The organism is Mesorhizobium yinganensis, from assembly GCF_040081985.1.
In the GTDB taxonomy this organism is placed as follows: Bacteria; Pseudomonadota; Alphaproteobacteria; order Rhizobiales; family Rhizobiaceae; genus Kumtagia; species Kumtagia yinganensis.
The window spans coordinates 57,580-84,178 of sequence record NZ_JBEBMH010000027.1 but is presented as its reverse complement, the minus strand read 5'-3'; the positions used below and the strand labels follow the sequence as shown (position 1 = coordinate 84,178).

24 protein-coding genes are annotated in these 26,599 nt (G+C 63.1%); 2 read left to right on the top strand and 22 right to left on the bottom strand.

Annotated features, from left to right (window positions below; genetic code table 11):
- From ABMA59_RS29975 to gltX, 3 genes are all read right to left on the bottom strand, one after another.
- On the bottom strand, positions 1 to 377 hold a 377-nt coding region (locus ABMA59_RS29975; protein WP_349009045.1), incomplete at its 3' end, for an IS110 family transposase.
- A 316-nt stretch (positions 378 to 693) separates the two neighbouring features.
- Complete coding sequence (gene gltA / locus ABMA59_RS29965) at positions 694 to 1,983, bottom strand: citrate synthase (RefSeq protein WP_349009044.1); 1,290 nt, start codon at positions 1,981 to 1,983, stop codon at positions 694 to 696.
- A gap of 180 nt (positions 1,984 to 2,163) precedes the next feature.
- Positions 2,164 to 3,588, bottom strand: coding sequence for a glutamate--tRNA ligase (gene gltX / locus ABMA59_RS29960; RefSeq protein WP_349009043.1), 1,425 nt, complete (start codon positions 3,586 to 3,588; stop codon positions 2,164 to 2,166).
- A gap of 158 nt (positions 3,589 to 3,746) precedes the next feature.
- Here gltX and ABMA59_RS29955 point away from each other — a divergent pair, with 158 nt between their 5' ends.
- Positions 3,747 to 6,308, top strand: a complete 2,562-nt coding sequence (locus ABMA59_RS29955) for a ComEC/Rec2 family competence protein (RefSeq protein ID WP_349009042.1) — start codon at positions 3,747 to 3,749, stop codon at positions 6,306 to 6,308.
- On the opposite strand, the gene lexA is transcribed toward ABMA59_RS29955, so the two are convergent.
- The 18 genes from lexA to ABMA59_RS29865 form a co-directional block, all read right to left on the bottom strand.
- Positions 6,302 to 7,018 carry a transcriptional repressor LexA gene (gene lexA, locus ABMA59_RS29950; RefSeq protein WP_349009041.1) on the bottom strand — a complete coding sequence of 239 codons (717 nt, stop codon included), beginning with the start codon at positions 7,016 to 7,018 and terminating at the stop codon, positions 6,302 to 6,304. The two genes, ABMA59_RS29955 and lexA, sit on opposite strands and share 7 nt — an antisense overlap.
- A gap of 177 nt (positions 7,019 to 7,195) precedes the next feature.
- Positions 7,196 to 7,984, bottom strand: coding sequence for an ABC transporter ATP-binding protein (locus ABMA59_RS29945; protein WP_425476001.1), 789 nt, complete (start codon positions 7,982 to 7,984; stop codon positions 7,196 to 7,198).
- On the bottom strand, positions 7,981 to 8,817 hold the full coding sequence (locus ABMA59_RS29940; protein WP_349009040.1) for an ABC transporter ATP-binding protein: 837 nt from the start codon (positions 8,815 to 8,817) through the stop codon (positions 7,981 to 7,983). The genes ABMA59_RS29945 and ABMA59_RS29940 overlap by 4 nt, the downstream gene beginning before the upstream one ends.
- Positions 8,814 to 9,707, bottom strand: a complete 894-nt coding sequence (nikC, locus tag ABMA59_RS29935; protein ID WP_349009039.1) for a nickel transporter permease — start codon at positions 9,705 to 9,707, stop codon at positions 8,814 to 8,816. The genes ABMA59_RS29940 and nikC overlap by 4 nt, the downstream gene beginning before the upstream one ends.
- Complete coding sequence (locus ABMA59_RS29930; protein ID WP_349009038.1) at positions 9,704 to 10,774, bottom strand: ABC transporter permease; 1,071 nt, start codon at positions 10,772 to 10,774, stop codon at positions 9,704 to 9,706. The genes nikC and ABMA59_RS29930 overlap by 4 nt, the downstream gene beginning before the upstream one ends.
- Positions 10,775 to 10,792: 18 nt before the next feature.
- Entirely contained in the window at positions 10,793 to 12,373 is a 1,581-nt protein-coding gene (locus ABMA59_RS29925; RefSeq protein WP_349009037.1) for an ABC transporter substrate-binding protein, read from the bottom strand.
- A gap of 33 nt (positions 12,374 to 12,406) precedes the next feature.
- Positions 12,407 to 13,912, bottom strand: coding sequence for a M81 family metallopeptidase (locus tag ABMA59_RS29920; RefSeq protein ID WP_349009036.1), 1,506 nt, complete (start codon positions 13,910 to 13,912; stop codon positions 12,407 to 12,409).
- Between the two features lie 155 nt (positions 13,913 to 14,067).
- A complete protein-coding gene (locus ABMA59_RS29915) occupies positions 14,068 to 14,535 on the bottom strand; it encodes a GNAT family N-acetyltransferase (protein WP_349009035.1) in 468 nt (155 codons plus the stop codon).
- Positions 14,536 to 14,584: 49 nt separating this feature from the next.
- The gene (locus tag ABMA59_RS29910) at positions 14,585 to 14,992 is read right to left on the bottom strand and encodes a MaoC/PaaZ C-terminal domain-containing protein (protein WP_349009034.1); all 408 of its coding nucleotides are present in this window, start codon (positions 14,990 to 14,992) and stop codon (positions 14,585 to 14,587) included.
- Positions 14,989 to 15,399, bottom strand: a complete 411-nt coding sequence (locus ABMA59_RS29905) for an FAS1-like dehydratase domain-containing protein (RefSeq protein ID WP_349009033.1) — start codon at positions 15,397 to 15,399, stop codon at positions 14,989 to 14,991. The genes ABMA59_RS29910 and ABMA59_RS29905 overlap by 4 nt, the downstream gene beginning before the upstream one ends.
- Positions 15,396 to 16,202: an ABC transporter permease gene (locus ABMA59_RS29900; RefSeq protein ID WP_349009032.1), complete on the bottom strand. Its 807-nt coding sequence runs from the start codon at positions 16,200 to 16,202 to the stop codon at positions 15,396 to 15,398. Before ABMA59_RS29900 ends, ABMA59_RS29905 begins: the two co-directional genes overlap by 4 nt.
- Entirely contained in the window at positions 16,199 to 17,092 is an 894-nt protein-coding gene (locus ABMA59_RS29895; protein ID WP_349009031.1) for an ABC transporter permease, read from the bottom strand. Before ABMA59_RS29895 ends, ABMA59_RS29900 begins: the two co-directional genes overlap by 4 nt.
- Before the next feature lie 32 nt (positions 17,093 to 17,124).
- On the bottom strand, positions 17,125 to 18,147 hold the full coding sequence (locus tag ABMA59_RS29890; protein ID WP_349009030.1) for an extracellular solute-binding protein: 1,023 nt from the start codon (positions 18,145 to 18,147) through the stop codon (positions 17,125 to 17,127).
- A gap of 71 nt (positions 18,148 to 18,218) precedes the next feature.
- Complete coding sequence (locus tag ABMA59_RS29885) at positions 18,219 to 19,280, bottom strand: ABC transporter ATP-binding protein (protein ID WP_349009029.1); 1,062 nt, start codon at positions 19,278 to 19,280, stop codon at positions 18,219 to 18,221.
- Positions 19,281 to 19,321: 41 nt separating this feature from the next.
- Positions 19,322 to 20,752 (bottom strand): amidohydrolase family protein, encoded by a 1,431-nt coding sequence (locus ABMA59_RS29880; protein WP_349009028.1) that lies wholly within the window; start codon positions 20,750 to 20,752, stop codon positions 19,322 to 19,324.
- A gap of 2 nt (positions 20,753 to 20,754) precedes the next feature.
- The gene (locus ABMA59_RS29875; RefSeq protein WP_349009027.1) at positions 20,755 to 22,431 is read right to left on the bottom strand and encodes an AMP-binding protein; all 1,677 of its coding nucleotides are present in this window, start codon (positions 22,429 to 22,431) and stop codon (positions 20,755 to 20,757) included.
- A complete protein-coding gene (locus ABMA59_RS29870; RefSeq protein ID WP_349009026.1) occupies positions 22,428 to 23,273 on the bottom strand; it encodes a MaoC/PaaZ C-terminal domain-containing protein in 846 nt (281 codons plus the stop codon). The genes ABMA59_RS29875 and ABMA59_RS29870 overlap by 4 nt, the downstream gene beginning before the upstream one ends.
- Entirely contained in the window at positions 23,273 to 24,172 is a 900-nt protein-coding gene (locus ABMA59_RS29865) for an SDR family NAD(P)-dependent oxidoreductase (RefSeq protein ID WP_349009025.1), read from the bottom strand. Before ABMA59_RS29865 ends, ABMA59_RS29870 begins: the two co-directional genes overlap by 1 nt.
- Positions 24,173 to 24,484: 312 nt before the next feature.
- Between ABMA59_RS29865 and ABMA59_RS29860 the strand changes: the two genes are divergently transcribed.
- Entirely contained in the window at positions 24,485 to 25,663 is a 1,179-nt protein-coding gene (locus ABMA59_RS29860) for an aminotransferase-like domain-containing protein (protein ID WP_349009024.1), read from the top strand.
- 18 nt (positions 25,664 to 25,681) lie between these two features.
- Here ABMA59_RS29860 and ABMA59_RS29855 read toward each other — a convergent pair whose 3' ends face one another.
- Positions 25,682 to 26,395 carry a TetR/AcrR family transcriptional regulator gene (locus ABMA59_RS29855; RefSeq protein ID WP_349009023.1) on the bottom strand — a complete coding sequence of 238 codons (714 nt, stop codon included), beginning with the start codon at positions 26,393 to 26,395 and terminating at the stop codon, positions 25,682 to 25,684.
- Positions 26,396 to 26,599: the final 204 nt, after the last annotated feature.

Genomic DNA, 26,599 nt, shown 5'->3' with positions numbered 1-26,599 from the left:
CGTGTGCGGTGAAGAACCAGTACCGATGAGCAGGCCTCGCTCTTGATAGCGACAAACCGCATGGAGGGACGTGTCACGGCCTCGCAGATTGCGGCCGCGTCCGCAGCATCCGTCTTCCCGCGCTTCACGTATGGCTTCACATAGGATGGCGGCATCAGGCGGACGTCATGGCCCATCTCCTGAAGCCTGCGCCCCCAGTCGTGAGAACCGGCGCAAGCCTCCATACCGATCAGGCATCGCGGACGCTTATCGAAAAACGCAAGCAACTGGCTGCGGCGAAGCTGCCGGCGCACGAGAACACGACCGTTCTCATCGACACCATGGATCTGGAAGACACTCTTTGCCAGGTCGATGCCAACTGTGGCAAGCTCGGACATGGATGGCTCCTTTGCTGGGGACGACGACATCCCAACTATGGCGCAATGCGACGCCGGGAGCAGGAGCCATCCATACCATCAATCGAGATGGCATTTGCCAAGCTCAAACACTGGCTGCGCAAGGCCGCCGCCCGAACCTACGACGATCTCTGGCGTGCCATCGGCAACGTATGCGACCTCTTCAGCCCCCATGAATGCTGGAACTACCTAAAGAAAACAGGTTACGTTGCATATTAATCGCCCGATGCTCTAGGCACCCCAGCGAGAACGTCGCGGAAGGGAGAGTGGCAACTTCTCTCCCCTGTTCCCGACTCCCCTACCGCTTCGCAATCGGCACGAAATCGCGAACCGTCGGACCGGTGTAGAGCTGGCGCGGACGGCCGATCTTCTGGTGCGGATCCTCGATCATCTCCTTCCATTGCGAAATCCAGCCGACGGTACGCGCGACGGCGAACAGCACGGTGAACATGGTGGTGGGGAAGCCGAGGGCCTTGAGCGTGATGCCCGAATAGAAATCGACGTTCGGGTAGAGCTTCTTCTCGATGAAATACTCATCGGTCAGCGCGATCCGCTCGAGCTCGATCGCGATATCGAGCAGCGGATCGTCCTTGATGCCGAGTTCGCCGAGCACCTCATGCGCGGTCTTCTGCATGATCTTGGCGCGCGGATCGTAGTTCTTGTAGACGCGGTGACCAAAACCCATCAGCCGGAACGGATCGTTCTTGTCCTTTGAGCGGGCGATGTATTCCGGAATGCGGTCGACGGTGCCGATCTCGCCCAGCATGTTCAGCGCCGCCTCGTTGGCGCCGCCATGCGCCGGCCCCCAAAGGCAGGCGATGCCGGCGGCGATGCAGGCGAACGGATTGGCGCCCGACGAGCCGGCGAGACGAACGGTCGAGGTCGAGGCGTTCTGCTCGTGGTCAGCGTGCAGGATGAAGATGCGCTCCATGGCGCGCGCCAGCACGGGGTTCACTTTGTACTCCTCGCACGGCACGGCGAAGCACATGTGCAGGAAGTTGGCGGCGAAGTTCAGCTCGTTCTTCGGATAGATGAAGGGTTGGCCGATATGGTATTTGTAGGCCATCGCCGCGATCGTCGGCATCTTGGCGATCAGCCGGATCGACGCGACCATGCGCTGGTGCGGGTCCGAGATGTCGGTCGAATCGTGATAGAAGGCCGACAGTGCCCCGACCACGCCGCACATCACCGCCATCGGATGCGCGTCGCGGCGAAAGCCGGTGAAGAAGCGCGACATCTGCTCATGCACCATCGTGTGGCGGGTCACCCGATAGTCGAAATCATCCTTCTGCGACTTGGTCGGCAGTTCGCCGTAGAGCAGCAGGTAGCAGACTTCGAGGAAATCGCTGTGCTCGGCCAACTGGTCGATCGGGTAACCGCGATGCAGCAGCACGCCTTCGTCGCCGTCGATGAAGGTAATCTCGGATTCGCAGCTCGCCGTCGAGGTGAAGCCAGGATCGTAAGTGAAGGCGCCCGTATCCTTGTAGAGTGCCGCAATGTCGATCACGTCCGGCCCGACAGTACCCGATCGAACCTGCAGCTCATGCGTTTTGCCGTTGAATTCCAGTCTCGCTGTGGATTCGCTCATACGGATACCCCTTTGCTGTGAACCCGGGACAGCGGCGAAGGAACGCCGCCAAGCGGAAGCGACGCCGGAAGAAGCATGGTCGTGCAGCTCCCGGTTCGGTTCCGCGAAAAGTCTGACGAGGCCGCAATGTTGCACCGCAACAGGACGGTTTCAATGGTTCTTGATGAGACCAGCGACATGCTAATCGATTTGATCTCCAATGCGTGCGAGGCTTTCCTCGCGTCCCAGCACAGCCAGCACATCGAAAACGCCTGGCGAGGTGCTGCGGCCGGTCAGCGCGGCGCGCAAAGGCTGCGCGACGGCGCCGAGTTTGTGGCCATTGGCGGCCGCGAAGTCGCGGATCGCCGCTTCCGTCGTCTGGGCCGTCCAGTCGCCGGCGACGTTCTTGAGCGCCGCCCAAGCACCCGCGAGCACAGTGCGCGGACGCTCGCCGAGCAGCGCCGCGGCCTTTTCGTCGATCGCCAGCGGCCGGGTTGCGAAGAGATAGGCTGCACTGTCGGCCAGTTCGACGAGCGTCTTGGCCCGCTCCTTCAGGCCCGGCATCGCTGCGGCGAGCGTGGCCTTCTGAGCGTCGTCCAGTCCGGCTGCCAGCGGCCCCGACGTCGACAGATGCGGCAGTGTAGCGACAAGGGCATCGGTGAGCTCGCCGTCGTCCATGCGGCGCATGTAGAGGCCGTTCAGCGCCTCCAGTTTCTGGAAGTCGAAGCGTGCTGCGCCGCGGTTGACGTCCTCGATCTCGAACCAGCGGACCATGTCCTCGATCGACATGACCTCATCGTCGCCATGGCTCCATCCCAGCCGAGCAAGATAGTTCAGCAGCGCGGCGGGCAGATACCCCATGGAGCGATAGGCCTCGACGCCAAGGGCGCCATGGCGCTTCGACAGCTTTGCCCCATCGGCGCCGTGAATCAGCGGGATATGAGACATCACAGGCACTTCCCAGCCCATCGCGTTGTAGATGACCTGCTGGCGCGCGGCATTGGTCAGATGGTCGTCGCCGCGGATGATGTGGGTGACGCCCATGTCGTGATCGTCGACGACGACCGCATGCATGTAGGTCGGATTGCCGTCCGAGCGCAGGATGATGAAATCGTCGAGATCCTTGTTGGGGAAGCGTACGTCGCCCTGAACACGATCGCCTACGACTGTCTCGCCTTCATGCGGCGCCTTGATGCGGATGGCGCCCTTGACGCCGGGGGGCGCCTCGGACTGGTCGCGGTCGCGCCAGCTGCCGTCGTAACGCGGCGGGCGGCCCTCTGCGCGTGCCTTCTCGCGCATGGCGTCGAGTTCCGCGGGGGTCTCATACGCATAATAGGCTTTGCCCAGGCGAACGAGTTCCTCGGCGACGTCGCGGTGGCGCGGCGCGCGCTCGAACTGCGAAATCGGCTCGCCGTCCCATTTCAGCCCCAGCCAGGTCAGTCCGTCGAGGATCGCCGCCGTCGCCGCATCGGTGGAACGCTCGCGATCCGTATCCTCGATGCGCAGCAGCATCCGGCCGCCGGTATGTTTGGCGTAGAGCCAGTTGAACAGCGCCGTGCGGGCGCCGCCGATATGGAGGTAGCCGGTGGGCGAGGGGGCAAAACGGGTGACGACCGGGCGGGACATAGAGATTTCCAAAGGAAGAAGACCGCCCCGCGCAATGGCGCTGACGGTGCATGGAAAAAGGTTGGCGTTCATGTAGCATAGAAGGTCGGGGGTGCAAGCACGCAGTCGTGGCCTTGCACGATGCGCCATAAAACTTTGGCGCCAGTCGAGTGAAGGCCATGTCGGAGCTTTCCGCAGGCGGGCTGAACGAACGGTTCCTGTTCCAGAAGATGGACATGGAGACCGCGCCTCGCTCTGTCGCTGTGAGTTCCCGTGAGCTTGTCGTCGTTCCCCAGCGCTGGACATGGCAGGAACAATGGTCGCGGGCGATCAAGCCGTTGCCACCCGTGCCCATGATAGCGGAGCGGGCGGCGGTCGCCTTGCAAAACGCGGCCGCGCTGGAAAGCGAGCGTGGCACGCTGTTCCTGTTTGTGCCAGTCTTTCTCGCGGCCGGCGCCTTCCTGTATTTCGGTCTGCCTTTCGAACCCGGTTTCCCTTTGATTTCGACAGGCCTGATGGTCACCATGGCCGCGGCGGCATTTCTGCCGCGCGGACGCATGGCGCAACTGGCGGCCCTGGCTGCCATGCTGGCTTTCTGTGGCATCCTGCTGGCCAAGGGCGAAACGTGGCGCATGAGCACCAAGATGCTCGGCGGTGACATCTCGACGCGCGTCACCGGGCGCGTCATCAGTATAGAGCCGTTGTCGAACGGTCGCGCGCGGCTGACCTTGGACGTGATTGACACGGAACGGCCGAAACTTCGCTACGCACCCGATCGCGTCCGCGCGACGGCGCGCACGGCGCCGTTGGATGTCGAGGCGGGCTCCATCGTCGAGGGGCTCGTCCGGCTGCGGCCGCCTTCCGGGCCGGTGCGTCCCGACAGCTATGATTTTTCCTTCGAAAGCTATTTCGACGGCATCGGCGCGAGCGGCTATTTCATGAAGGGACCGGAAGTGATCGGGCAATCCGATCCCGGACTCACCGGTCGGATTGGCGCAATCGTCGAAAATATCCGCAACGACATCGCCGAACGCATCCGGCACCGCGTCGGCGGCGCCGAGGGCGAGATCGCCGCGGCGCTCGTCGTGGGAGTGCGTGCAGGCATCCCGAACGACGTCAGCGAGGCTCTGCGCCGTACCGGCCTCTATCACATCATCTCGATCTCCGGCCTGCATATGGCACTGGTCGCCGGCGTGGTGATCGGCGCGCTGCGGGCGGGATTCGCGCTTTTTCCCGGAATCTCGTCCCGCCGTCCGGTCAGGAAATATGCCGCGCTCGCCGGCCTTCTCGCCATTGCCGCCTACCTCGCAATCTCCGGCGGTGAGGTGGCGGCGCAGCGCAGTTTCCTGATGCTTGCCGTCATGCTGATAGCACTGGTTTTCGACCGCGCCGCGCTGACCATGCGCAACCTCGCCATTTCAGCCATCATCGTACTGGCGGTCACCCCGCACGAAGTTATCGGGCCGAGCTTCCAGATGTCCTTCGCGGCAACGGCAGCGCTTGTCGGAGCCTATGCGTTCTGGACGGGACGGCGCGGCGGCACCGGATCGTTTCAGCCCCGGCGCGGCCTGGTTTCGCTTGCCGTGCGGCATGGCGGCGCTGTTGTCGTAGGGCTCCTGCTGACTTCCCTGGTCGCCGGCCTGGCGACGGCAGCCTTCGGCGCCTATCACTTCCAGCGCATCGCACCGCTCAGCCTAGTGGCGAACCTCGCGGCCATGCCGATCGTATCCCTGGTTGTCGTGCCCTTTGCCGTGCTCGCGGCGGTCGCTATGCCGTTTGGCCTCGACGGGCCGTTCCTCGACGTGATGGGCAAGGGGATCACGGCGATGATCGAAGTCGCGAGATGGTTTTCCGCTCGCTCACCGGTCGATGCGGTGGGGCTGATATCGGGAAAATCCGTGGTTCTTCTGACCATCGCCCTGATCGTGGCGACCGTGACGACGACGTGGCTGAGGCTTTTCGCACTGCCTTTCGCGCTCGCCGGATTGTTGATGTTGGGCGCGACGCGCACCCCCGACGTGTTGGTATCCGAGGACGGCCGGCTGGTCGGATTTCTGACCGGCGAGGGCCTGATGGCGGTGAATCGGCCTCGGCCGAATGTCTTCACGGCCGAGAACTGGAAACGAACGCTCCAGGCGGACGGAATTCATAAGCCGGCGAATGATTTCGGCCTGAATCCGCCGATGGCGTCCGCTGAAAGCATCGTCGCAGGTGTCGGAAGCAAAGAAGGCACCAACCATGGACTCAACCGCACCCGCGGCGCATCCGATGGACTTCCTTCTGTACAGAAGGTGGCCTCTACTGAAGTCCACAATGAGGGTGAGTTCATGAATTCTTCACCCGGCCAGCAACCGACGGATGATTCATCCAGCGCCTTCCTCTGCGATGACATAACCTGCGTCGGCTGGCATCCATCCGGCGCCGCGATCATCCATACAACCGATCCCGAGGAGGCACGGATCGCCTGTTCCTTTGCCGGCGTCATAATTCTCGACGATGCGACCATTCCGCTCAAATGCGCCAACCCAGCCGTCGCGGTGGTCACGAAGCGCGCGCTTGCTCGGAATGGCAGCGCCGCGGTGTATCTGCCTTCGGGCAGCGATGGCACCGCCGAGGTGCATTTCGCCATCGCAACGCCGGATCGTCCTTGGCATGGCAACCGCGCATTCTCGCGCGAGTCTCGGGGACTGCCGCCCTACCAGCGCAAGCCGGCGGTCCCGGCGCCCCCGGAAAATCAGTAGCGACGGATCAAGCCGACAAGCTTGCCTTGCACACGGACCCGGTCCGGACCGTAAATGCGCGTCTCGTAGGCGGGATTGGCGGCTTCGAGCGCGATGGAGGCGCCTTTTCGGCGAAAACGCTTCAGCGTCGCCTCCTGGTCGTCAACCAGCGCGACGACGATCTCTCCGGGTGTGGCCGTGTTGGCATTGCGGATGATCACCGTGTCGCCGTCAAGAATGCCGGCCTCGATCATCGAGTCGCCCCTGACCTCCAGCGCGTAATGATCGCCTGCGGACAACATTTCGGGCGGCACCGATATGGAATGCGTCCGGTGCTGGATAGCATCGATCGGCACGCCCGCCGCGATCCGGCCCATGACCGGTATCGCAATTCCCGAACCTGCCTCGTCATTGCTCGCGACTGGCGCACGCGAAGGTTCGGCCGGACGCTTGCCGAGACTGCCTTCGATGACGCTCGGCGAAAATTTCTTTGCCGAGTTGAGGCCGGGAGCAATCGAATCGGGCAGGCGAAGCACTTCCAGCGCCCGCGCCCGGTTCGGCAGCCGGCGAATGAAACCGCGTTCCTCCAGCGCCGTAATCAGCCGGTGGATGCCGGATTTCGACGCCAGATCAAGGGCTTCCTTCATCTCGTCGAAGGACGGCGGAATGCCGGACTCCTTCAGTCTCTCATGAATGAATAGCAGGAGTTCGTGTTGCTTGCGTGTCAGCATCTCGGCCCCGTCAAGAATCGCACCAAAACAAAACCAGAACAAAACACTATCTGTTCCAGTTGTGTTCCGCAACCGTTAAATATCGGGTTAAGAGGCGGGCAACCAAGATATCAAAATCGAGCGCCAGCGCTGACTCTCTCGAGACTTGGCCGGTTGCCTCCGAGAAGACCGTGGATTTCAGGCCTCTTCCCAGAGATCTTGCAGCAGCTCCCGGTCGTAGCCGGAACTGGCCCGGAACAGTTGCCGCGTATAGGCATGGTCGAACCGTCCGGCGGCAAGGTCGGCGCTGGCCAGCGTCTCCAGAATGCGGCCGCGATTCATCACCGCCAGACGACCGCACATGTAGGAAACCACCGCCAGATTGTGGCTGACCATGATGGTGGTGAAGCCGCGCTCGCGCCGCAGGCGACGGAGCAGGTTGAGCACTTCCGCCTGCACCGAGACGTCCAGCGCGGAGGTCGGCTCGTCGAGGAGAAGAACGCGGGGCTCCAGGACAATGGCGCGGGCGATCGCCACGCGCTGGCGCTGGCCGCCGGAGAGCTGGTGCGGGAAGCGGAAGCGATGTTCGGGTTTCAACCCGACATCGGCCAGCGCGCGCTCGACACGTTTCTCCACGTTGGTCAGCCCGTGGATGCGGGCCGGCTCCGACAGTATCTTATCGACGGTATGGCGCGGGTGGAGCGAGCCGTAGGGGTCCTGGAAAACCATCTGGATCAGCCGTCGCTGCGCATGGCTGCGCGAAAGCGAGACAACGGCTCCACCAATGCGGATCGTTCCGGAATAGTCGCCGATAAGGCCGGCGACTGCGTTCAACACGGTCGACTTGCCTGATCCGGACTCGCCAACCAGCCCGAACGCCTCGCCTTCGGCGATGGATAGCGACACATCGCGGACTGCGTTGAGCCGCCGCGCGCCCTTGCCGAAGCTGATGCCTAGTCCGTCGATCTCGATCATCGGCGCGGTCATCTTGCCCAGCTCGCATCGCGTTGCAGGACGGGCAGTTCCGGCCGGTCGTCGCCGAGGCGCGGCGAGGAAGCGAGCAGGCCCTTTGCGTAGGGATGCTGGACCTGATGCAGTTCGCTCGCCTTGACGGTTTCGACCACCTTGCCGGCATACATGATCATCACACGGTCGCAGAAGGCCGAGACCATGCCGAGGTCGTGGCTGATCAGGATCAGGCTCATGCCGCGCTCGCGAACCAGGTCGTCCAGAATTGCCAGAACCTGGAGCTGCACGGTCACGTCAAGCGCCGAGGTCGGCTCGTCGGCGATCAGCAGTTGCGGCTCTGGAATGAGCATCATCGCGATCATCACGCGCTGGCCCATGCCGCCGGAAAGCTGGTGCGGATAAAGGTGATAGACGGCCTCCGGGTCGCGGATTTTGACCGCTTTCAGCGCCTCGATACTTTTCGCGCGGGCAAGCGCGCGATCCCTGGCGACATGCAGCCGAAACGCCTCCTCGATCTGCTGGCCGACCGTCATCACCGGATTGAGCGAAAATTTGGGATCCTGAAGCACCATGGAGATGCGCTTGCCGCGGATCTTCGGCATCTCTTTTTCGGGCACCTTGAGCAGGTCCATGCCCACGAAGGAAAGCCGGTCGGCGCTGACCCGGCCGGGCGACGGCACCAGCCGCATGATCGAGCGGCCGGTCAGCGATTTGCCGGAACCCGATTCGCCGACGATGCCCAGCCGTTCGCGGCCCAGCGAAAAACTGACGCCACGCACCACGTCCACAAAACCCTGATAGGTCGGGAAGGTGACTCGCAAATTCTCGACGTCGAGGATCGGCGCGCTCATGAGCGTTTCGGGTCCAGCACGTCGCGCAGGCCGTCGCCGAGCAGGTTGAAGCCGAGGCTGACGACGAATATGGCGATGCCGGGGATCGTCGCCACCCACCACTGGTCGAGCAGGTAGTCGCGGCCGGTGGAGATCATGGCGCCCCATTCCGGCGTCGGCGGCTGCGCGCCGAGGCCGAGGAAGCCGAGACCGGCGGCGGTCAGGATGATGCCCGCCATGTCGAGCGTCATGCGCACGATCACCGAGGCAGTGCAGAGCGGCACGACATAGTGCCAGATGATGCGGAAGGGGGAAGCGCCTTGCAGGCGCGCTGCCTTGACGAAATCGGCGTTGCGCACGGTGATCGTCTCGGCGCGGGCAATGCGGGCGTAGGGTGGCCAGGACGTCAGCGCGATGGCGATGATGGCGCTTTCCAGCCCCGGCTTGATCGCCGCGACGAAGGCCAGCGCCAGGATCAGCCGCGGGAATGCGAGAAAGATGTCGGTGACGCGCATCAGCACCACATCGACCGCGCCGCCGATGTAGCCGGAGATGGTGCCGATCAAGAGGCCGATGGGCACGACGATTACCACGACCATGATGACGATGGTGAGCGTGATGCGAGCGCCCCAGGCGACGCGCGAGAGGATGTCGCGGCCGAGTTCGTCCGTGCCGAACCAGTGCCCGGCGCCAGGCGGCTGAAGCCGTGTCGACAGCGACTGCAAGGTCGGCGATTGCAGCGGCAGCACCGGCGCAAGCACTGCGATAAGGATCAGCGCAAGCACGATCGCGAAACCCACCATGGCCAGCGGATTGCCGCGGAACGCCAGCCAGTTGCGGTACCAGTGGCCGAACGAGGCCTGGCGGCGCGAACCGGGCGTATCGGTGAGTAGCCAGTCGCGCGCCGTCATGCCCGCGCCCTCGGATCGAGCAGTCGGTAGAGCATGTCGCAGAAGACGTTGAGGCAAACGAAGATCGCACCGATCAGCATGGTGCCGCCGAGTACGGCATTCATGTCGGCGTTGAACAGCGAGCGGGTGATGTAGAGGCCGAGGCCCGGCCAGGCGAACACCGTCTCCGTCAGCACGGCTCCTTCCAGCAGGGAAGCATAACTCAGCGCCACGACGGCGATCAGCGGAACGACAATGTTGCCGAGCGCATGGCGCCAGACGACGCGGCGTTCCGTCATGCCCTTGGCGCGTGCGGTCAGGATGTACTCCTGGTTCAACTGTGCGAGCATGAAGCTGCGGGTCATGCGCGAGACATAGGCGAGCGTGAGATAGCCGAGCAGGCTTGCGGGCAGGATGAGATGGGACAGCGCGTTGAAGAACACGTCCCAATCGCCGGAGATGGCGCTGTCGACGGTGATAAGCCCGGTTATCGGCTCGACCAGCCCGTCATAGGCGATGTCCAAGCGTCCGGGACCGGCGACCAGGTCGAGCCACGAATAGAGGACCAGGAGCCCCACAAGGCCCATCCAGAAGATCGGGATTGAATAGCCGACGAGGCCGATGACGCGGGTCACGTGGTCGATCCAGCGGCCCTGGTTGGTGGCGGCGACGACGCCGAGCGGAATGCCGATGACAACGCCGATCAGCGTCGCGGCGGTGGCGAGTTCGAGTGTGGCAGGAAAAAACTGTCCGAGGTCGTATAGGACCGGCTGCGAGGTCATCGCCGACGTGCCGAAATCGCCGCGTATCACCTTCATCAGGTAGATCCAGAACTGCTGGTAGACCGGCAGGTCGACGCCGAGTTCCTGCCGTACCCGCTCATAGGCCTCGGGCGGGGCGCGGTCACCGAGGACGGCGAGGACCGGATCGATCGGCACCACCCGTCCGATCAGGAAGGTGATGAAGATGAGGCCGATGAGCGTGAGGATCAGGATGCCGAGGAAGCGGAAGACCTCATAGGCGATCTCGGCGCCGCGCGGCTGCCAGGCGGCAGCCGCGCGTCCCGTCGCTGTCGTTTCACCGGCCATCAGGGGTGCGGTCTTCCGCTACTTGGTCACGTCGTAGAGGAATATCAGATCGGCATTCGGCCCCGAAAAAAATCCTTTCACGTTCTTGCGCAGAACCGTCTGCTCGCTCTCCTGGAACATGTTGATGAAGGGGCCGGATTTCTGAAGCTTGGTCTGGAGGTCCAGATACATCTGCTTGCGCTTCTCGACGTCGGCTTCCTGAAGTGCCGCCTTCGTTTCGGCGCTGATCTCCGGGATGTCCCAACTGTTGCGCCAGGCCAGCGGTTTGGACGCCGAATTGTCGCTGTTGTCCGGATTGTTGGCAAAACTGTCGGCGTTGGAGTTCGGATCGAGATAGTCCGGCCCCCAGTACATATAGATCATGTCGTGCTGGCGGGCGCGGTACTTTGTCAGCACCTGCTTCACCTCGGCGGCGTTGATCGTCACCTTCACGCCGCCCTCCGCGAAGGTAGACTGGATCGACTGGGCGATGCCGGTGAAAGGCTGTGTGTTGCCGGTGTCGAGCTGGATTTCGAAGCCGTTGGGGTAACCCGCCTCGGCAAGCAGCGCCTTGGCCTTGGCGGGATCGAACTTGTAGGGATTGTCCTCAAGCGAGGCATAGAAGCCTGCCGGCCAGAATGCCTGGTGCACGATGAACTGGCCCTTCAGGAAGGAGTCGGCCATGCCCTGGTAGTCGATTAGCCAGCGAAGGGCTTCCTGCACCTTGAGGTTCTTCAGCGGCTCGATCTTCTGGCTGAGGCCGAGATAATAGACCGTCGCCTTTGGAAACTGCTCGACGACGAGGTCCGGATTGCCTCCGATGCCCTTGATCTGGTCGGGCGTGAGGTTGCGGGCGATGTCGATGTCGCCCTTCTCGATCAGCAGGCGTTGGGTGGAGCCTTCCGGCACATGCCGGACGATCACACGTTCCAGCTTCGGGGGACCAAGGCGGAAATCCGGGTTGGCTTCCAGGATGACGGACTCGTTGGCTTTCCAGGAGCGCATCTTGTAGGCGCCGGAGCCGGCCGAATTGGTCTTCAGCCAGTCGTGCCCGAGATCACCGTCCTTCTCATGCGCCATCGCTTCCTTCTTGTCGACGACCGAGGAGGTCACGGTGCTCATCAGGTTGAGGATGTAGGTCGGCGCATACTTCTCGGAGACTGTGAACTGCACCGTATGCTCGTCGACCGCCTTGACCATGTCCTTGACGTTTTCGGCGTTCCAGCCGAGCGCCTGGAAAAGGTAGGCGGGGGTCAGGTTGAGCAGGATGACGCGCTGCAGCGAGAAGGCGACGTCCTCGGCCGTCACCGGGTTGCCGGAGTGGAATTTCAGGTTAGGCTTGAGCTTGAAGGTGAAAACCTTGCCGTCGTCGCTGACCGAATAGCTCTCGGCCATTTTCGGCACGAGGTTCTTCATGTCGCCGATCTCGAGGCCCATCAGGCGGTCATAGACATTGACCGCAATCTCGGAATTCGAGAGTTCGTAGATCTCGGCCGGATCCATGGTCACGATGTCGTCGATGGCCTTCGCCATCACCAGCGTGTTGGCCGGCGTGTCGGCGAAAGCCGGCATCGTGAGCATCGATGTGGCTAGAAGCAGTCCAAGAAGCATGCGTTTCATTGTGCCGTCTCCCATTTTGTCATGCAGCTTCGCTTAGTTGGCCGGGCCTCCGGGGCCGAGCCGCACACCGGGGCGAAGGTTCTTGTATGTGACCTTTTCACCCCGGCAGAAATTGGCGCCGGGCGCCTCGACCACGATCGTCTCCTTGGCGATCGGGTCGAAATCGGCCCGGAAATGCACAGTGCTTTTCAGCGCGATGACCGCATGGTCCTTCGGCTCGATGCCGACCTCGCGCAGCAATTGCTGGTCGAGACACTGGTAGCGGACGCTGCAAACGGCGACCTGCACGTCGGATTTTTCGTCGAGGATGCGCAGGCGCGCCATCTTGCCGAGCGACACGGTTACGCCGCCGAGAATGGCGCCGTGGCATGTGAAGGTGCCGGCGGAAAGCGCCTCGACCCGGACCCTGGCCGGGAAGGGTTCAGAGTCGTAGCCGTAGCGGCCGCCGAGCACGAGGTCGATTTCCGCGCCAACGCCGGCTTCATGCGCTTTGTCCGCCGTTGGCGGATCCCAGAGCAGGCCGAGTGCTGCGTCGCGCAAACCTGAGTCCACCATGGCGCGCAGCAGCCCCGTCGTGTCCGACGTGCCGCCCGCGCCGGGATTGTCCTGGGAGTCGGCAATCACGATCGGATCGCCGGGTCGCCCGTGCGCCTTTCCGTAGTTGGCGGCGTCGATTGGACTGAACAGGGGGCCGCTAAATGCCATTTCCGCATCGATCATGCGGCCAAGCATGGTGTCGGCGGCCGCGTCGACGGCGACGGCATCCGTTCCATAGGCGACGATCGCCGGTCCGCACTCGGCGATGTCGGCCGGCGGAAAGCCGATGCCGATATCGACATTCGCCACGCCGTGTCCAGCAAGCGCCGGCAGTCCGCCATAGAGGCTCTTGCATGGCTCGAAATCCGTGCATTGCGTGTAGAGCGGAATGAGGAAGGGCGCCTTGCGCAGCGCCTTGTGAAACGGCCTTCCATGCGCGATGCGCTCCTCGAGCAGTTCGTAGGCGCGCTGTCCGGTCTCGATCATGTCGATATGCGGATAGGTGCGGTAGATCGCCAGCGCGTCGGAGTGCTCGACCATAGAAGCGGTGATGTTCGTGTGCATGTCGAGGCTGACGATGATCGGAAGATCCGGTCCGGTAACCGCGCGGACGCGCCGCAGCAGCTCGCCTTCGCCGTCCTCGTGCGATTCCACCACCATGGCGCCGTGCAGGTCGAGATAGACGGCGTCGAGCGGGCCGGCTTTGGCAATGCCGTCGCAAATGACAGCCGATATGCGGTAGAAGGCATCGTCGGTGACGTAGCTGCATGGCTCGGCCGCCGCCCAGACCAGCGGCACGAAATCGTACTTCTCACGTGCCGCATTGATGAAGCCGCCGATCGGGATGGCGAGGGGAGGGAAGACCTTCAGTATGTCTTCTCCCGTGGTCATTTCAGGCCAGCCGTCGGCACGGACGAAGTCGTCATAGGAGGCGCCGAATGGAGTGAACGTATTGGTTTCATGCTGTAAACCGGCGATGGCAACGCGCGGGCGTGCGGTCATGGGTGACAGACACCTATTGAGGGAGACGGAGGATTGGCCAGCGCCAGAACCGGATTGGACCGCAACATGAATATGAAGTCAATATCATTTTTTTGCCCGATTACGTTTGTATGAACCTCGTTCGACAGGAACCTGCGGACGAAGACTCTGGCCTGTCAGGGCTCGGATACGTTCAGGTCGTAGCGCAGATAGTCCATGCGCTGGGCGACCTTGTCGTAGAGGCGCTGCGCGGTCAAATTATCGGGCTGGGTCATCCAGAATATCTTGAACCAGCCCGCCTCTCGGCCAAGTTTTTCAAGGTGTGAGATCATTGCCCGCGCCGCACCATTGCCCCGGTTCTCGGCGCGCACGTAGATGTCCTGCAAATAGCAGGCGTCGCCCTTGCTCCAGGTAAAGGGGAAGGTGAGAAAAAGCGTAAATCCCTGCGGCACGTCGTCGGCATCGACCGCGACGATGCACTTCAGGCTGCTTGCGGCATCCGCTATCCTGTCCCAGTTGCGCTCGCCCATCTGGTGATTTCCAGGCTCGCCCGGCACCAGCGCGACGAACTCCCGCCACATCTCCAGAAACGCCGCTCGGTCCTTTGGAAGGGCAGGGCGGATGCTCACGGTTGGCATCGTCATCGAAGGCCTTTCATCTTTTCTTTGGATCGTCTTACTCGTCTGCTGCGGATCAAACACCGGAGGGACTGGCGATCATCACCCGCGCGGTTCCCGCAATGACGACGTCGCCATTGCCGCGCACCAGTTCGAGTACGAGGTCGGCTATCGGCCTGCCGCCGTCGGATAGTGTCTCGGCGCCGCGGCAATGCGCGGTCAGCACATCGCCCGGCCATACGGGGCTGCGGAAGCGGATCGAATAGCGGCGCACGCTGCCGGCCCCGAACCATTTGGTCAGGGCGGAGGCGAGCAGTCCCGCCGACAGCATGCCGTGAGCCATCACGTCCGGCAGCCCGGCATTGCTGGCGAATTCGTGATCATGGTGGAGCGGGTTGAAGTCGCCCGAGGCGCCGGCATAACGAACCAGGTCGGTGCGCGTCAGCGGGCCGTAGACCACAGGCTCGGGAAGAGCGAATCTCATGCCGCGCTCTTTTCGATCGATGCCATGGTCTCGCGGCAGACGAGCATTCCATCGGCCATCGAAACGAATTCGACTTCCGTCATCACGATGCGCATCGCGCCGCCGCGCTTTCCCGTCTTCGTCTCGTCGCCGATCAGTTTCGCCCGGCAGCGCAGCATTTCGCCGGCGACGATCGGCCGGAAATATTCATAGGTCTGCTCGCCATGCACGGTGCGCGACCGGTCGAGATCAAGGATCGTCGTTACCAGGCGCTCGACGAAGTCGGCCGAAATCACCACCGGAAATGTCGGCGGCGCGATGGGGCTCCCGTTCGCATGCTCATCCTGCACGGCGCGCGCGAACTCGCGCAGCTTGCCGGCCTCGACCTGAAACTCCCATTCTTCGAGGACGTCGCCGACCCGGATCATGCCATGCCCGCGCCGAACAGTTTCTTGCGGCCGGTCAGCAGCAGAAGCACGCCAAGCGCCAGGAGGTTGAATGCGATCAGCAGCGTCGCCACCGCTGTCACCGTCGGGTTCACCTGCAGCATCAACTCGTTGAACATGCGTTTCGGGATGGTCATGTAGGTTCCGGACACGAACAGGGTGACGACCACTTCGTCGAAACTCATGACGAAGGAGAAGATCCAGGCTGCTGCGGCACTTGGCGCCAGATTGGGCAGCACGATCTTGGTGAGGATCTGCCATTGCGAGGCGCCGAGGGTCGCCGCCACCTGCTCGATGCGGACATCGAAGCCGCGGATCGCCGCCTGCATGATCAGCACGACATAGGGCACCGCCAGGATCGTATGGCCTAGAACCAGCCCGAAGAAAGTGCCGAGCAGGCCGGTTTGGGCGAAGAAGATGTAGAGCGCTACGGCCGTGATGATCGACGGCACGATCATCGGCGCCATGAAATTGGCCTCCAGCGCACGGCGACCGAAGAAGGTGCCGCGCACCAGCACGTAGGACGCGAGTGTGCCAGCGATAAGCGCCGCCGTGCTGGATAGCGTGGCGAGCAGCAGCGAGTTCTTGCCCGCCTCCACCCAGATCGGGTTGCCGAGCAGGTTTTCATACCAGCGCAGTGAAAAGCCGGGCGGCGGGAACTCCAGCGATTTTGCGTCGGAGAACGACATGGGCGCCACGATCAGCACCGGCAGGCACAGGAAGATCAGCACCAGAATGGCGAAAACGCCCAGCCAAAGATCGGAGATCCTGCCGCGGGCGCTCATTGGTATCGCTCTCGCAGCCATTGGTAGACGGCGTAGAGCGATAGCGTGATCGCCATCAGCACCACCGAGACCACGGCGGCGATCTCCCAGCGTGCGAAGCGGTTGATGAGCAGATCCATCATGTTGGCGATCAGCGGCACACGCCCGCCGCCCAGCACCGCCGGCGTGATGTAGAAGCCGAGGCTGAGGATGAACACCAGGATCGCGGAAGCGGCCAGTGTCGGTATCGTCAGGGGAAAAAAGACCTGCCAGAAGATGCGCATGCGGCCGGCACCGAGTGTCTCGGCCACCTGCAGGAGGCGCTGGTCGACCCTGATCATCGCCGCATAGAGCGGCAGCACCAGGAACGGCAGCAGGACGTTGGTCATGCCGATGACGATTCCCAGTTCGTTGTAGAGGAACTCGACCGGCTTGGCTGTGACGCCGAGCCACATCAGCCCGCGGTTGACGAGGCCGGCATTGCCGAGAATGACGATCCAGGCATAGGTCCTGACCAGGATCGAGACCCAGAATGTTATGACGACCAGACCCAGCACGATCATACGCAATCGCGGCCTGAGTTTTGTTGTCCAGTAGGCGAGGGGATAACCGACCACGATGGTCGCGATCGTCACCTCCAGCGCGATCGCCAGCGTGCGCCAGATGATGCGCATGTAGGCGTTGGAATCGTAGAATTCCTGGAAATATTTCGGCGTCAGCGCGCCGGTGTCGGCATCGCTGACGCTCCAATAGGCGGTGGTGAGCAGCGGGATGTCGAAGACGATGAGCGTCAACACCATCAGCGGCGCCAACAGGACAAGCAGGTCCCAGCGCAGCCTCAGGCGAAAACGCTGGGAATTTGGCGCGGCGGTTGGCGCCGCGCCATCGATGGTCATGGAGGCGTCGGACACGGACGGCTTGCCTCCGGTTTTCCCGGCCTCCGTCACTGCAGGAGCTTGAACTCGTTCCAGCGCTTCTCGACTTCCTTGGCGTTGTCATACCACCACTGGCCGTTCATCAGCCATTGCACCTTCTTGTTCTCAGCGGAAGTCGGGAAGGTTTTCAGCACTTCCGGCGTGACCAGCTTTTCCAGTTCCGGGCTCGGGCCGGGATAGGGCAGGAAGTCGAGCAGGCATTTTTGAGCTTCGGCGTTGGTCTGCACTTTCAGCCATTTGTACAGCATGTCGCGCTGCTCGTCGGAGATGCCCTTGGCAACAACCCACCAAGAGATGTCGAGCATGCCCTGGTCGTAGGTCGCCGAGACGCCTTCCTGACCGAGCACGCGTCCCGACCAGGCGATGGCGTATTGCACCTCGTTGTCCTTCAGCAACTGCGCCGGCTGTGCGCCGGACTGCCACCAGATCGTATCCTTCTTGATCTTCTCCAGCGTCTTGAAGGCGAGATCGAGGTCGACGCCCTTTGCGGCGTCCTCCACAGACATGCCGCCACCCATCGCTGCGAAGGGCAGGACGAATTCAGGATAGTCGGGCAGCGCGCGTTTGCCGGGGAATTTCTCGGTATCGAAGAATTCCGCGAAGTTCGCAGGCGCCTTGGCGTCGGCGCGCCAGGCCATGATGGTCGAATAATAGCTCGCGCCAAAACCGTTCGGGTTCTTCGCCTCGTCGAACATCGGCTCCGGGTTCAGCCTTGCCCAGTCGATAGGTTCAGTCAGGCCGTCGGCGACCTGGCGATACATGTCGCCAGTCGGTGCGTCGGTCACGGTGTTGGTGATGACCCCCGACTTGGCCTGCGCCGCCATCTTGGCGTAGCCGCCGGGCGTCTCGGTAATGACCTTGATGTTGTCGCTTTTCAGCAGCGGTCCGTTCACGCATTTGTCCAGCGCGTCTCCATATTCGCCGCCGGAGTTCATGATGTGGAGTTCCTTGACTTCCTGCGCCGACAAAGGCGTCGACAGGGCCAAGGCGACAACGCATGCAAGCGATATGTTCCCCAATTGCTTTTTCATTTGCATCATCCTTGTTGAGTTTTAATCGGCAGAGTTGAATGCCATGCCCGGCCGCCCTGCCTTGGCGGCCTCTAGTGAAGTGACGAACCTCCTGTCTCGTCCGGCAGCAGCCAGACGCGGTCGGGGTCCCATGAAAGCCAGATTGTTGAACCCTCCGGGAAGCGTGTGCGTGCGCCGCCGACATTGGCGATGAGGGTGCGGCCGCTTGCGGATTCGATCGTGTAGCGCGCGATTTCGCCGAGGAAGACGACGTCGCGGACGATGCCGCTGACGAAGCCGCTGTCCTTGTCGGTTCGCATGTCCTCCGGCCTGATCAGGCCGCAGACGCGCGTGCCCGCCGCACGCTCGCCATCGACGCAGGGGTAGCGGCCGTCGTCGCCGCGAATGGCGCCGTCGCGGTCGAGTGTGCCTTCGACGAAATTGGCAAGCCCGAGGAAACCCGCGGCGAACCGCGTCTTCGGCCGATGATAGATCTCGTCCGGTGTGCCGATCTGCTCGACCCTGCCGCCCGAAAGCAGGACGATGCGGTCGGACAACGACAGCGCTTCCTCCTGGTCGTGGGTGACCATGATCGTCGTGATGCCAAGGCTGCGCTGCAAAGCCCGGATCTCGGAGCGCACCTCCTCGCGCAGCTTGCGGTCGAGCGCGGCCAGCGGCTCGTCGAGGAGAAGGATATCGGGCTTGAACACGATGGCACGCGCCAGCGCTACGCGCTGCTGCTGGCCGCCGGAAAGCTGGTGCGGGCGGCGCTTTTCGAACCCGCTGAGGCGAACGAGGCGCAGCGCTTCGGCGACGCGCTCGGAGACCTCAGCCGGCGACAGCTTCCGGACCCTCAGCGGAAAGGCGATGTTGTCGAAGATCGACATATGCGGGAACAGCGCATAGCTCTGGAAGACCAGGCCGATGTTGCGCTGCGCCGCGGGAACGTAGGTGATCTCCTTGTCGCCGAGTTCGATGCTGCCCGACGTCGGCGCCGTGATGCCGGCAATCAGCGACAGCATGGTAGTCTTTCCCGACCCGCTCGGCCCGAGGATCGTCGTGAATTCCCCGGAGTTGACCGCGAGCGACAGATCGCCGATGGCCAGCACCGGTCCGTATGACTTCGAGACATTTGAGAATCGAACGTTGGTCATCAATCCACGTTTCTTCTCGCTGCCACCGTATCCGGTGGCGTTCAGGTCACAAGCGGCCAGGTCGATTTTAGCTTGATGCCGGCGCGTTCGGCAGTTCGTACCGCCGATTGTCGCGCCAGCCGGTAGATTTCCGCTTCGTCGAGTTTCACCAGCCGGCCATGACGCACGACGATCTCGCCGTTGCACAGCACCGTGTCGACCGCCTTGGTACGGCTCACCAGCATGAGCTGTTTCACGACGTTGACGTTGGGCTGGGCGTCCGGCAACTCGTTGGAACGGATGACAATGTCGGCGCGCTTGCCTACTTCGATGCTGCCCACCTGGCTTTCGAAGCCGAGTGCGCGCGCGCCGCCCAGCGTAAACATCTCCAGGATAGACTCCGACGGCAGATAGTCGCCCCATTCGCGGCTTACCAGATAGGCGATAATGCCGAGATCGCCGAACGCCCAGGCCTTGGCGATGTCGGTTCCGAGCCCGATCGAGGTGCCGCGCTTGTGCAAACCGGGGAATGCGCTGCGCCCGGTCTGGGAGATCGCGTAATACATGAAATTGCCCGGGTGCCAGACCAGCGCCATGCCGCTGGCCGACACTGCTTCGACCTCCTCGGGCGACAGGATGTTCATGTGCGTGAACACGCTGTTCGGCCCGATCAGCCCTTGCTCGGCGAAATGGACGAGCGCCGGCTTGCCGAAGCGTTTGGCGTCGTAGCCCGCGTCTGATGTCATCAGGCTTTGGTGCTGGTGGACCACCACGCCCTCGCGGTCGGCGAGCGACTTCGCCGCCCGCATCAACTCGTCGCTCGCACTGCCGCAGCCGTAAATCGCGACATGGCCGCGCGCCAGCGCGTCCTCGTCCTTGTTGCGCTTCAACTGGCCGCCCATCTCCTTCAGCGACCGGTCGAGGCTGCACGGTGCGCGGGGAATGTCCGCCGCCATCGGCTCGCCTTCGCCGAGATGGTCCCACAGCATGCAGTCGGTCACTGAACAGCGTATGCCGACCGCTCCGGCCGCTTCGGCGACCAGGTCTGGTGAAAAGCTGGTCGCTGCATCGACGAATCCGGTGAAACCGTTGCGCACGAGTTCCGCCGACGCCATCAGCGCGCTAGCGTACTCGTCCTCGTCCTCGACGGCGTTGATCCAGCGCGTGAACACGCCCGGTCCGGCGCCGCCCTCGTCCTTGGGTGGATTGGGATTGTCGGTGATCGAGCCGCGGCTGAGATGCAGGCCAGCATGGTAGTGGCCGTCGATGAACCCCGGATGCACTACGCCGCCCTGGGCGTCGATCTTTCGGCTCGCGCGCCAGGCCTGCTCGATCTTGGCGCGCGGCCCGACTGCCACGATCCTCTTGCCCGAAATCGCGATCGCGCCATCCGGATAGACCGTGCGATTCCCGTCCATCGTCAGCACATGGCCGTTGACGATCAGAAGGTCGCAGGTTTCGGGCACACCGATAGTTGGGGACTGCGTTGCCACCGCTATTCTCCGATCTTGCCGGTCTCGCGGTCCCAGGCGCCCTGGCGAAGATCGCTCTTCTCCTTGAGCAGGCTCTGCTTCTGGACGCGCATGGACGGCGTGCGTTCGAAATCGGTGTCGCGGAACTCGATGAAACGCGGGATCTTGAAGGCCGCGAGGTTCTGCCTGCAGAAGGCGATGACCTCCTCCGGCGGGAAAACGTCGCCGGGCCGCAGTTGCAGATAGGCTTTCACTTCCTCGCCGCGCAGCGTGTCGGGGACCGGCACCACCGCCGCTTCGACCACCTTGGGATGCGAACGCAGCACACCCTCGACCTCGGCCGCGGAAATATTCTCGCCCATGCGGCGAATGATCTCCTTCTTGCGGCCGACGAAATAGAGCAGGCCGCGCTCGTCGCGCCGCGCCACGTCGCCGGAATGGTACCAGCCGCCGCGGTTGGCCTCCGCCGTCACTTCCGGTCGGTTGAGGTAGCCGGCGTAGAGGTCCGGACCGCCGATCAGGCATTCGCCGGCATCTCCGGGCGCGACGTCGTTGTCGTTGTCGTCGACCAGCCGGATCGTCACGCCGGGCGGCTCGACGCCCATCGTGCCTGTGCCGATCAGCTCGTCCGCGAGATGGTTGGGCACGCGGCTCATCACGCCGCCTTCCGTGCTTCCGTACTGATTGTGCCAGTGGAAACCGTAGCGCTCCACCATCTCGGCATGCAACTCCTTCGGCAGGCCGGCATGGATGGCGAGACGGATGCGGTGATCCTTTTCCGCCGGTCCCGGCTCGCCCTTCATCAGCAGCGCCGGGATCGAGGCAATCGACAGGATTTCGGTGGCGTCATACGTGGTGACCACGTCCCAGAAGCGCGACACCGAGAAGCGGCGCATCGCCACCATCGTGCCGCGCGAGGCAAGCGAGGTGAGCAACTGGATCGCGGGATCGGCGTAGTAGAACGGCAGACAGCAGAGCTGCCGGTCCTGCCAGCCGCGCCTAAACAGCCTGAGGTCGATGTCGATGACCCGCAGCCACCAGCCGTGGTGCAGCATGCAGCCCTTCGGGGCGCCGGTGGTGCCCGACGTGTAATAGACGGTGATGACGTCCTCGCGCTGGCACTCCGTCTTGCTGAAATCCATCGGCTCGGACGCCTGCTCGTATTTGGCGAGCCCGTCAGGTTCGTCGCCCTCCACCAGCACGATGTGGGCAAGCGCCGGCGAGTTGCCGCGAACCGCCTCCATGATCGGGAGTTGCGGCGCTCCGACGATCGCGACTGTCGGCGCCGCATCGGTGACGATATGGCCGGCATCGTATTGCATGGCGGTCGGAGCGATCGAAACCATCGTAGCGCGGTTGGCGATGATGCCGAACAGCGCGATCATGAATTCCAGCCGGTTGTCGAGCATGACGACGACACGGTCGCCGGGTTTCACCTTGTCCTTCAGATAGCCGGCAAAACGTTGGCAGCGATCGAGGAATTCGCGGCGCGTCATCACCGTGCCGCCCTCTATGATGATTGCCGGCCGCTCCGGGTCTTCCAGGCAACCCTTGCTGACGATCTCGATCACCGATTGCTGGGGCAGAGCGGTCCAGTCGGGCGCGACGTTTTCATGCCGGATCCAACTGTCCGGCCGCTCCGGGACGTTGGTAAGCCCGAGTTCCATGCGCGGGCTGGTCAGAAGCGGGGCGGCGCTCATTTCGACACCTCGGCATAGCCGTTCTTGATGACGATGTTTCCGTCCTTGTCGGACGCTTCGAAACCGATCGGGCCGCCTGGACCGTTCCAATGCTCGACCTTGAGAGTCTGGCCGGGCGTCAGCAGCAGCGGATGGGCGAAACGGCACCCCAACCGCTTCAGCCTCGGCGTCTCGCCGCCGCAATGGTCGTCGACGATGGCCCGCGCGGCAAGCGAAAGCGTCAGCATGCCGTGCACCAGCGGCGCGGCGTAGCCGACCTTGGCGGCGGCGACCGGGTCGATCGTGTAAGCGGAATAGTCGCGGGCCGCGTCGGCATAACGGCGCGTCTGGTCCGGCGTCAGCGCATAGCGCGAAATCACCGCGGCCGCGCCCCTCGCGGATGTCGGCCGTTCCGGCACGGCCTCGCCATACGACTGGGCGGGTGCGCCGCCGCGCACCAGGCAGGTGCTGTATTGCGTCACGACAGGCTTACCGTCATGCGTGCTGGTGTCGGAACGCACGATGAAGGTCGTACCGGGCTTTGTCGCGCCGACGCCGACCAGCGTGGAGACGGTGAACAGCCGCTGCGCCGGCGCGATCGGCGTGTGGAAGATAAAATCATGCTCCCCGTGCAGGGCAAAGCCGCCGGTCACCTGCTCAAGGATCTCGACCATGCTCTGCATGACCGGCACATGCGAGAAGACCGGCGGAGCGAATTCTCCCGCCAGATGATGCGGGTTCTCGTCATCGAACGACTTTGCGAACTGGGCGATGCGGTGGCTGCTTGTCCGGAACTCCTCGGAATCGACCGCAAGTCCGATCGGAAACGTGTCTCCCCGCGCAACAGGGGCGTTCGCATTCATCACGGCAATCCCTCGACAAAATCACCTAGTTGCGGAAGTTTCGGCAGCCGGTGGCTCAATTCCTTATCGATATCTTCGATCCGCCAGCGCCCGTGGGTCGTCAGGTCGACCTCGATCGTGCTGGGTGCGATGACTTCGATGCGGTTGCCATACGCCTGGAAAACCTGGCCCGTGGCGGGGCAATCCGCAAGCGCCAGCCAGCAGATCAGCGGCGAGACGTTGTCGGGCGAAAACACGTCGAACACGCCCTCGGGCGGCGGCTTCAGCGAAGTCTCGATGCGTGTGCGGGCCGAAGGCGAAACGGCGTTGGAGCGCACCCCATACTTCTTGCCCTCCAGGGCCAGCGTCCGCGACAGCCCGACCACGGCGAGCTTCGCCGAGGCATAGTTGGCCTGCCCGAAACTGCCGACCAGGCCGGCCAGCGAACTCGTGTGGACGATGGAGGCCGAAACTTCTTTGCCGGCTTTCGATTCGCCACGCCAATATTCCATGGCATGCCGCGACGGCCCGGCGTGCCCCTTGAGATGGACGCGGATCACCGCGTCCCACTCTTCCTCCGACATGTTGGCGAACAGCTTGTCGCGCAGGATGCCGGCATTGTTGACCAGGATATGCAGGCCGCCAAAGGTCTCGACAGCCATCGCGATCATTTCCCGGGCGTCGTTCCAGTCGGCGACGTCGTGACCGCTGACGAGGGCCTTGCCACCATTGGCGATGATTTCAGTCACGACCGATTGCGCGGGGGAGGGGTCGCGGCCCGCTCCATAGAGGTCGCCGCCAAGATCATTGACCACGACCGCCGCTCCAAGCTCGGCAAGCGCCAGCGCATAGGATCGCCCGAGTCCGCGGCCGGCTCCGGTTACGATGGCGACACGCCCGTCGAGTCGATGCTCAGGCATCAGCACGCGACCTCCGCGCCAGTCTCAGGCCACAATCCGGCCGGGCAATCGGAATGGTTCGGCACGCCCACCTCGCTCTCGATGCACTGAAATGCGGGCGCGCTGAACCCCCAACTGCGCCCTTTCGGCTTCGCGTTTCCGGCCCACCGACATTGACAGCAGACGGCAAAATGAATATGAAGTCAATATCAATTTTATGGGCGAAAACCTCGTTTCATCCCGCTTGCGAAGGGACGAGGCGCCGTGGCAAGGGTCATCGCTATGGCGCTCCGCACTTCCCCATCCGCTGTCCGTCCCGCCTTTTCGCGATGGATGGATCAGACGAACAACATCACCCAGCAGTTCATGGCGATGGGGATCGATCCCGATTTCATCAGCATGGCGGGCGGCTTGCCGGCAGCCGAGTTCTATCCGACGGCGGCGATCGCGGAAGCGAGCGAAAAGGCCTTGGCGCGCTGGGGCGCTGGAGCGCTCGAATACGGTCCGATCGAAGGTTTCGCGCCGCTCCGCCGACACATCGCTGAGCGCATCGGCCGCGAGTCGGGTCGGACCTTCACCATCGACAACGTATTGTTGACGGTCGGCGCCATGCAGGGGCTCGACCTCATCGGAAAAGTGCTGATCGATTCGGGCGACCGCATTGTCGCGCAATTCCCGACCTATGTCGGCGCGCTCGATGCCTGGCGTCCTCGGCTTCCGGCCTACGAGGCGCTGGACTGGTCGCCGGAAGGCAGCACTTCGGTCGAAGCCCTGAAGGCGACAAAATTCATCTACACCGTGCCGAACTATTCCAATCCCACCGGTGCGCTCGTGCCGACCACGGCCCGCCAGGCACTGCTGGAAAAGGCGCTCGAAGCTGGGACCTGGCTTGTCGAGGACGATCCCTATCTGCCGCTGCAATATGACGGGCCGGCCGGTCCAAGCATTCTGGCGCTGCAAGGCCGCATGGAGCCGGAAGGGCCATATCAGGGCCCCGTCATCTATCTCGGGACCTTGTCGAAGAGCATTGTGCCCGGACTGCGCGTGGGCTGGGTTATTGCTGCGCCCGAGATGATCCAGGCGCTGACGCTGGCAAAACAGTCCTCAGACATTGCCAGTTCGATGTTGACCCATGCCGTGGCCCTCGAACTCCTGGAAGCCGGCCGCGAGGAGGCGCATGTGCCGTCGATCGTCGGCCACTATCGGCAACGGCGCGATGCCTTATGCCGCGCCGCCGAGGCCGAGCTCGGCGAATGGTTCGAGTGGGAAACGCCGCCCGGCGGCATGTTCGTCTGGATGCGCAAGCGCCACCCGGCCATCGACACCGACGCGCTCTACCGTTTCGCGCTGGAGGAGAAGATCGCCTTCGTCCCCGGCAGCGTCTTCGACCCCGCCGCGCAACTGCGCTCGGCGATGCGCGTCAATTTCACTCGCAATGCGCCGGCGGTGCTGGAGGAAGGGGCGGCGCGGCTGGCCAAGGCGACCAAGCGATATCTGAAGTCGAACTACTGAGCCCGAAGATCGCCGGGTTCAGCGACCCGGCGGATCCTTGCAATAAACCGCGCGATACCAGAGCGTCGACAGCATCTGCGCGAGGTCGTCGGCATGCGCCGGATCCTCGCCGTCCACCAGCGGGTTGCGGCTGACGATCACGGCATAGAGATAGTGGAAGACCATGACCTCCAGGGCATGCGCCACGGCCTGCGGCGACCCTGGCATACCTTCCTTGTAGTTGCCCCGCCGCGAAATCGAGCGGGCGAGGCTCTCGATCCATTTCCGGTGCCGTGGCCGCCATACCTCTCGGAACTCCGGCAATTGGCTCTGCAATTGCGCGTGGCACTGCATGAGGCCTGGATTGGCGGTGTAGGCTGCGATGAAGAAACGGTTGGTGTTCAGGATCGCTTCATATTCCCCGGTGCCCCGGCCGACCTGCCTCGCGCGCTCGTAAAGGTACTCGACGAACTCCAGCACCACTTCGATGGCGATCTCGTTCTTGTCGCGGTAGTAGACATAGAAAGTGCCGAGCGCGACATCGGCGAAGCCGCAAATGTCCGACACCTTCACGTCGAGGTAGCCGATCTCCTCCAGCGCGCGGGCGGCGGCAATCTTCAGGCGGTATTTGGTCCGGTCGCCCTTGGAGGCGAACGACATGGATCCTAAACCGGCCGCCAGATAGTCGGCGTATTTGCCCTTGTGGCTGTGGTCTTCGGCCGCTGTCGGCTTCAGTTCGGCTTCCGCTGCCATCGGATCATCCTTTTGCTGGCGCATATCGCACCGGCATTGTCGTTAATCAACATCCGACGCCGCTTCGCCGACAATCGTCAGGGCGGAATCGAAAAATTGATATTGACTTCATATTCATGTTGCCGTCTGATTTCAATGTCGCTCGCAAGCTTTGGAAGGCAAGGCGGCTCTCTTTCGGGGGCGTGTCGAGCGAGCTACCAAGAA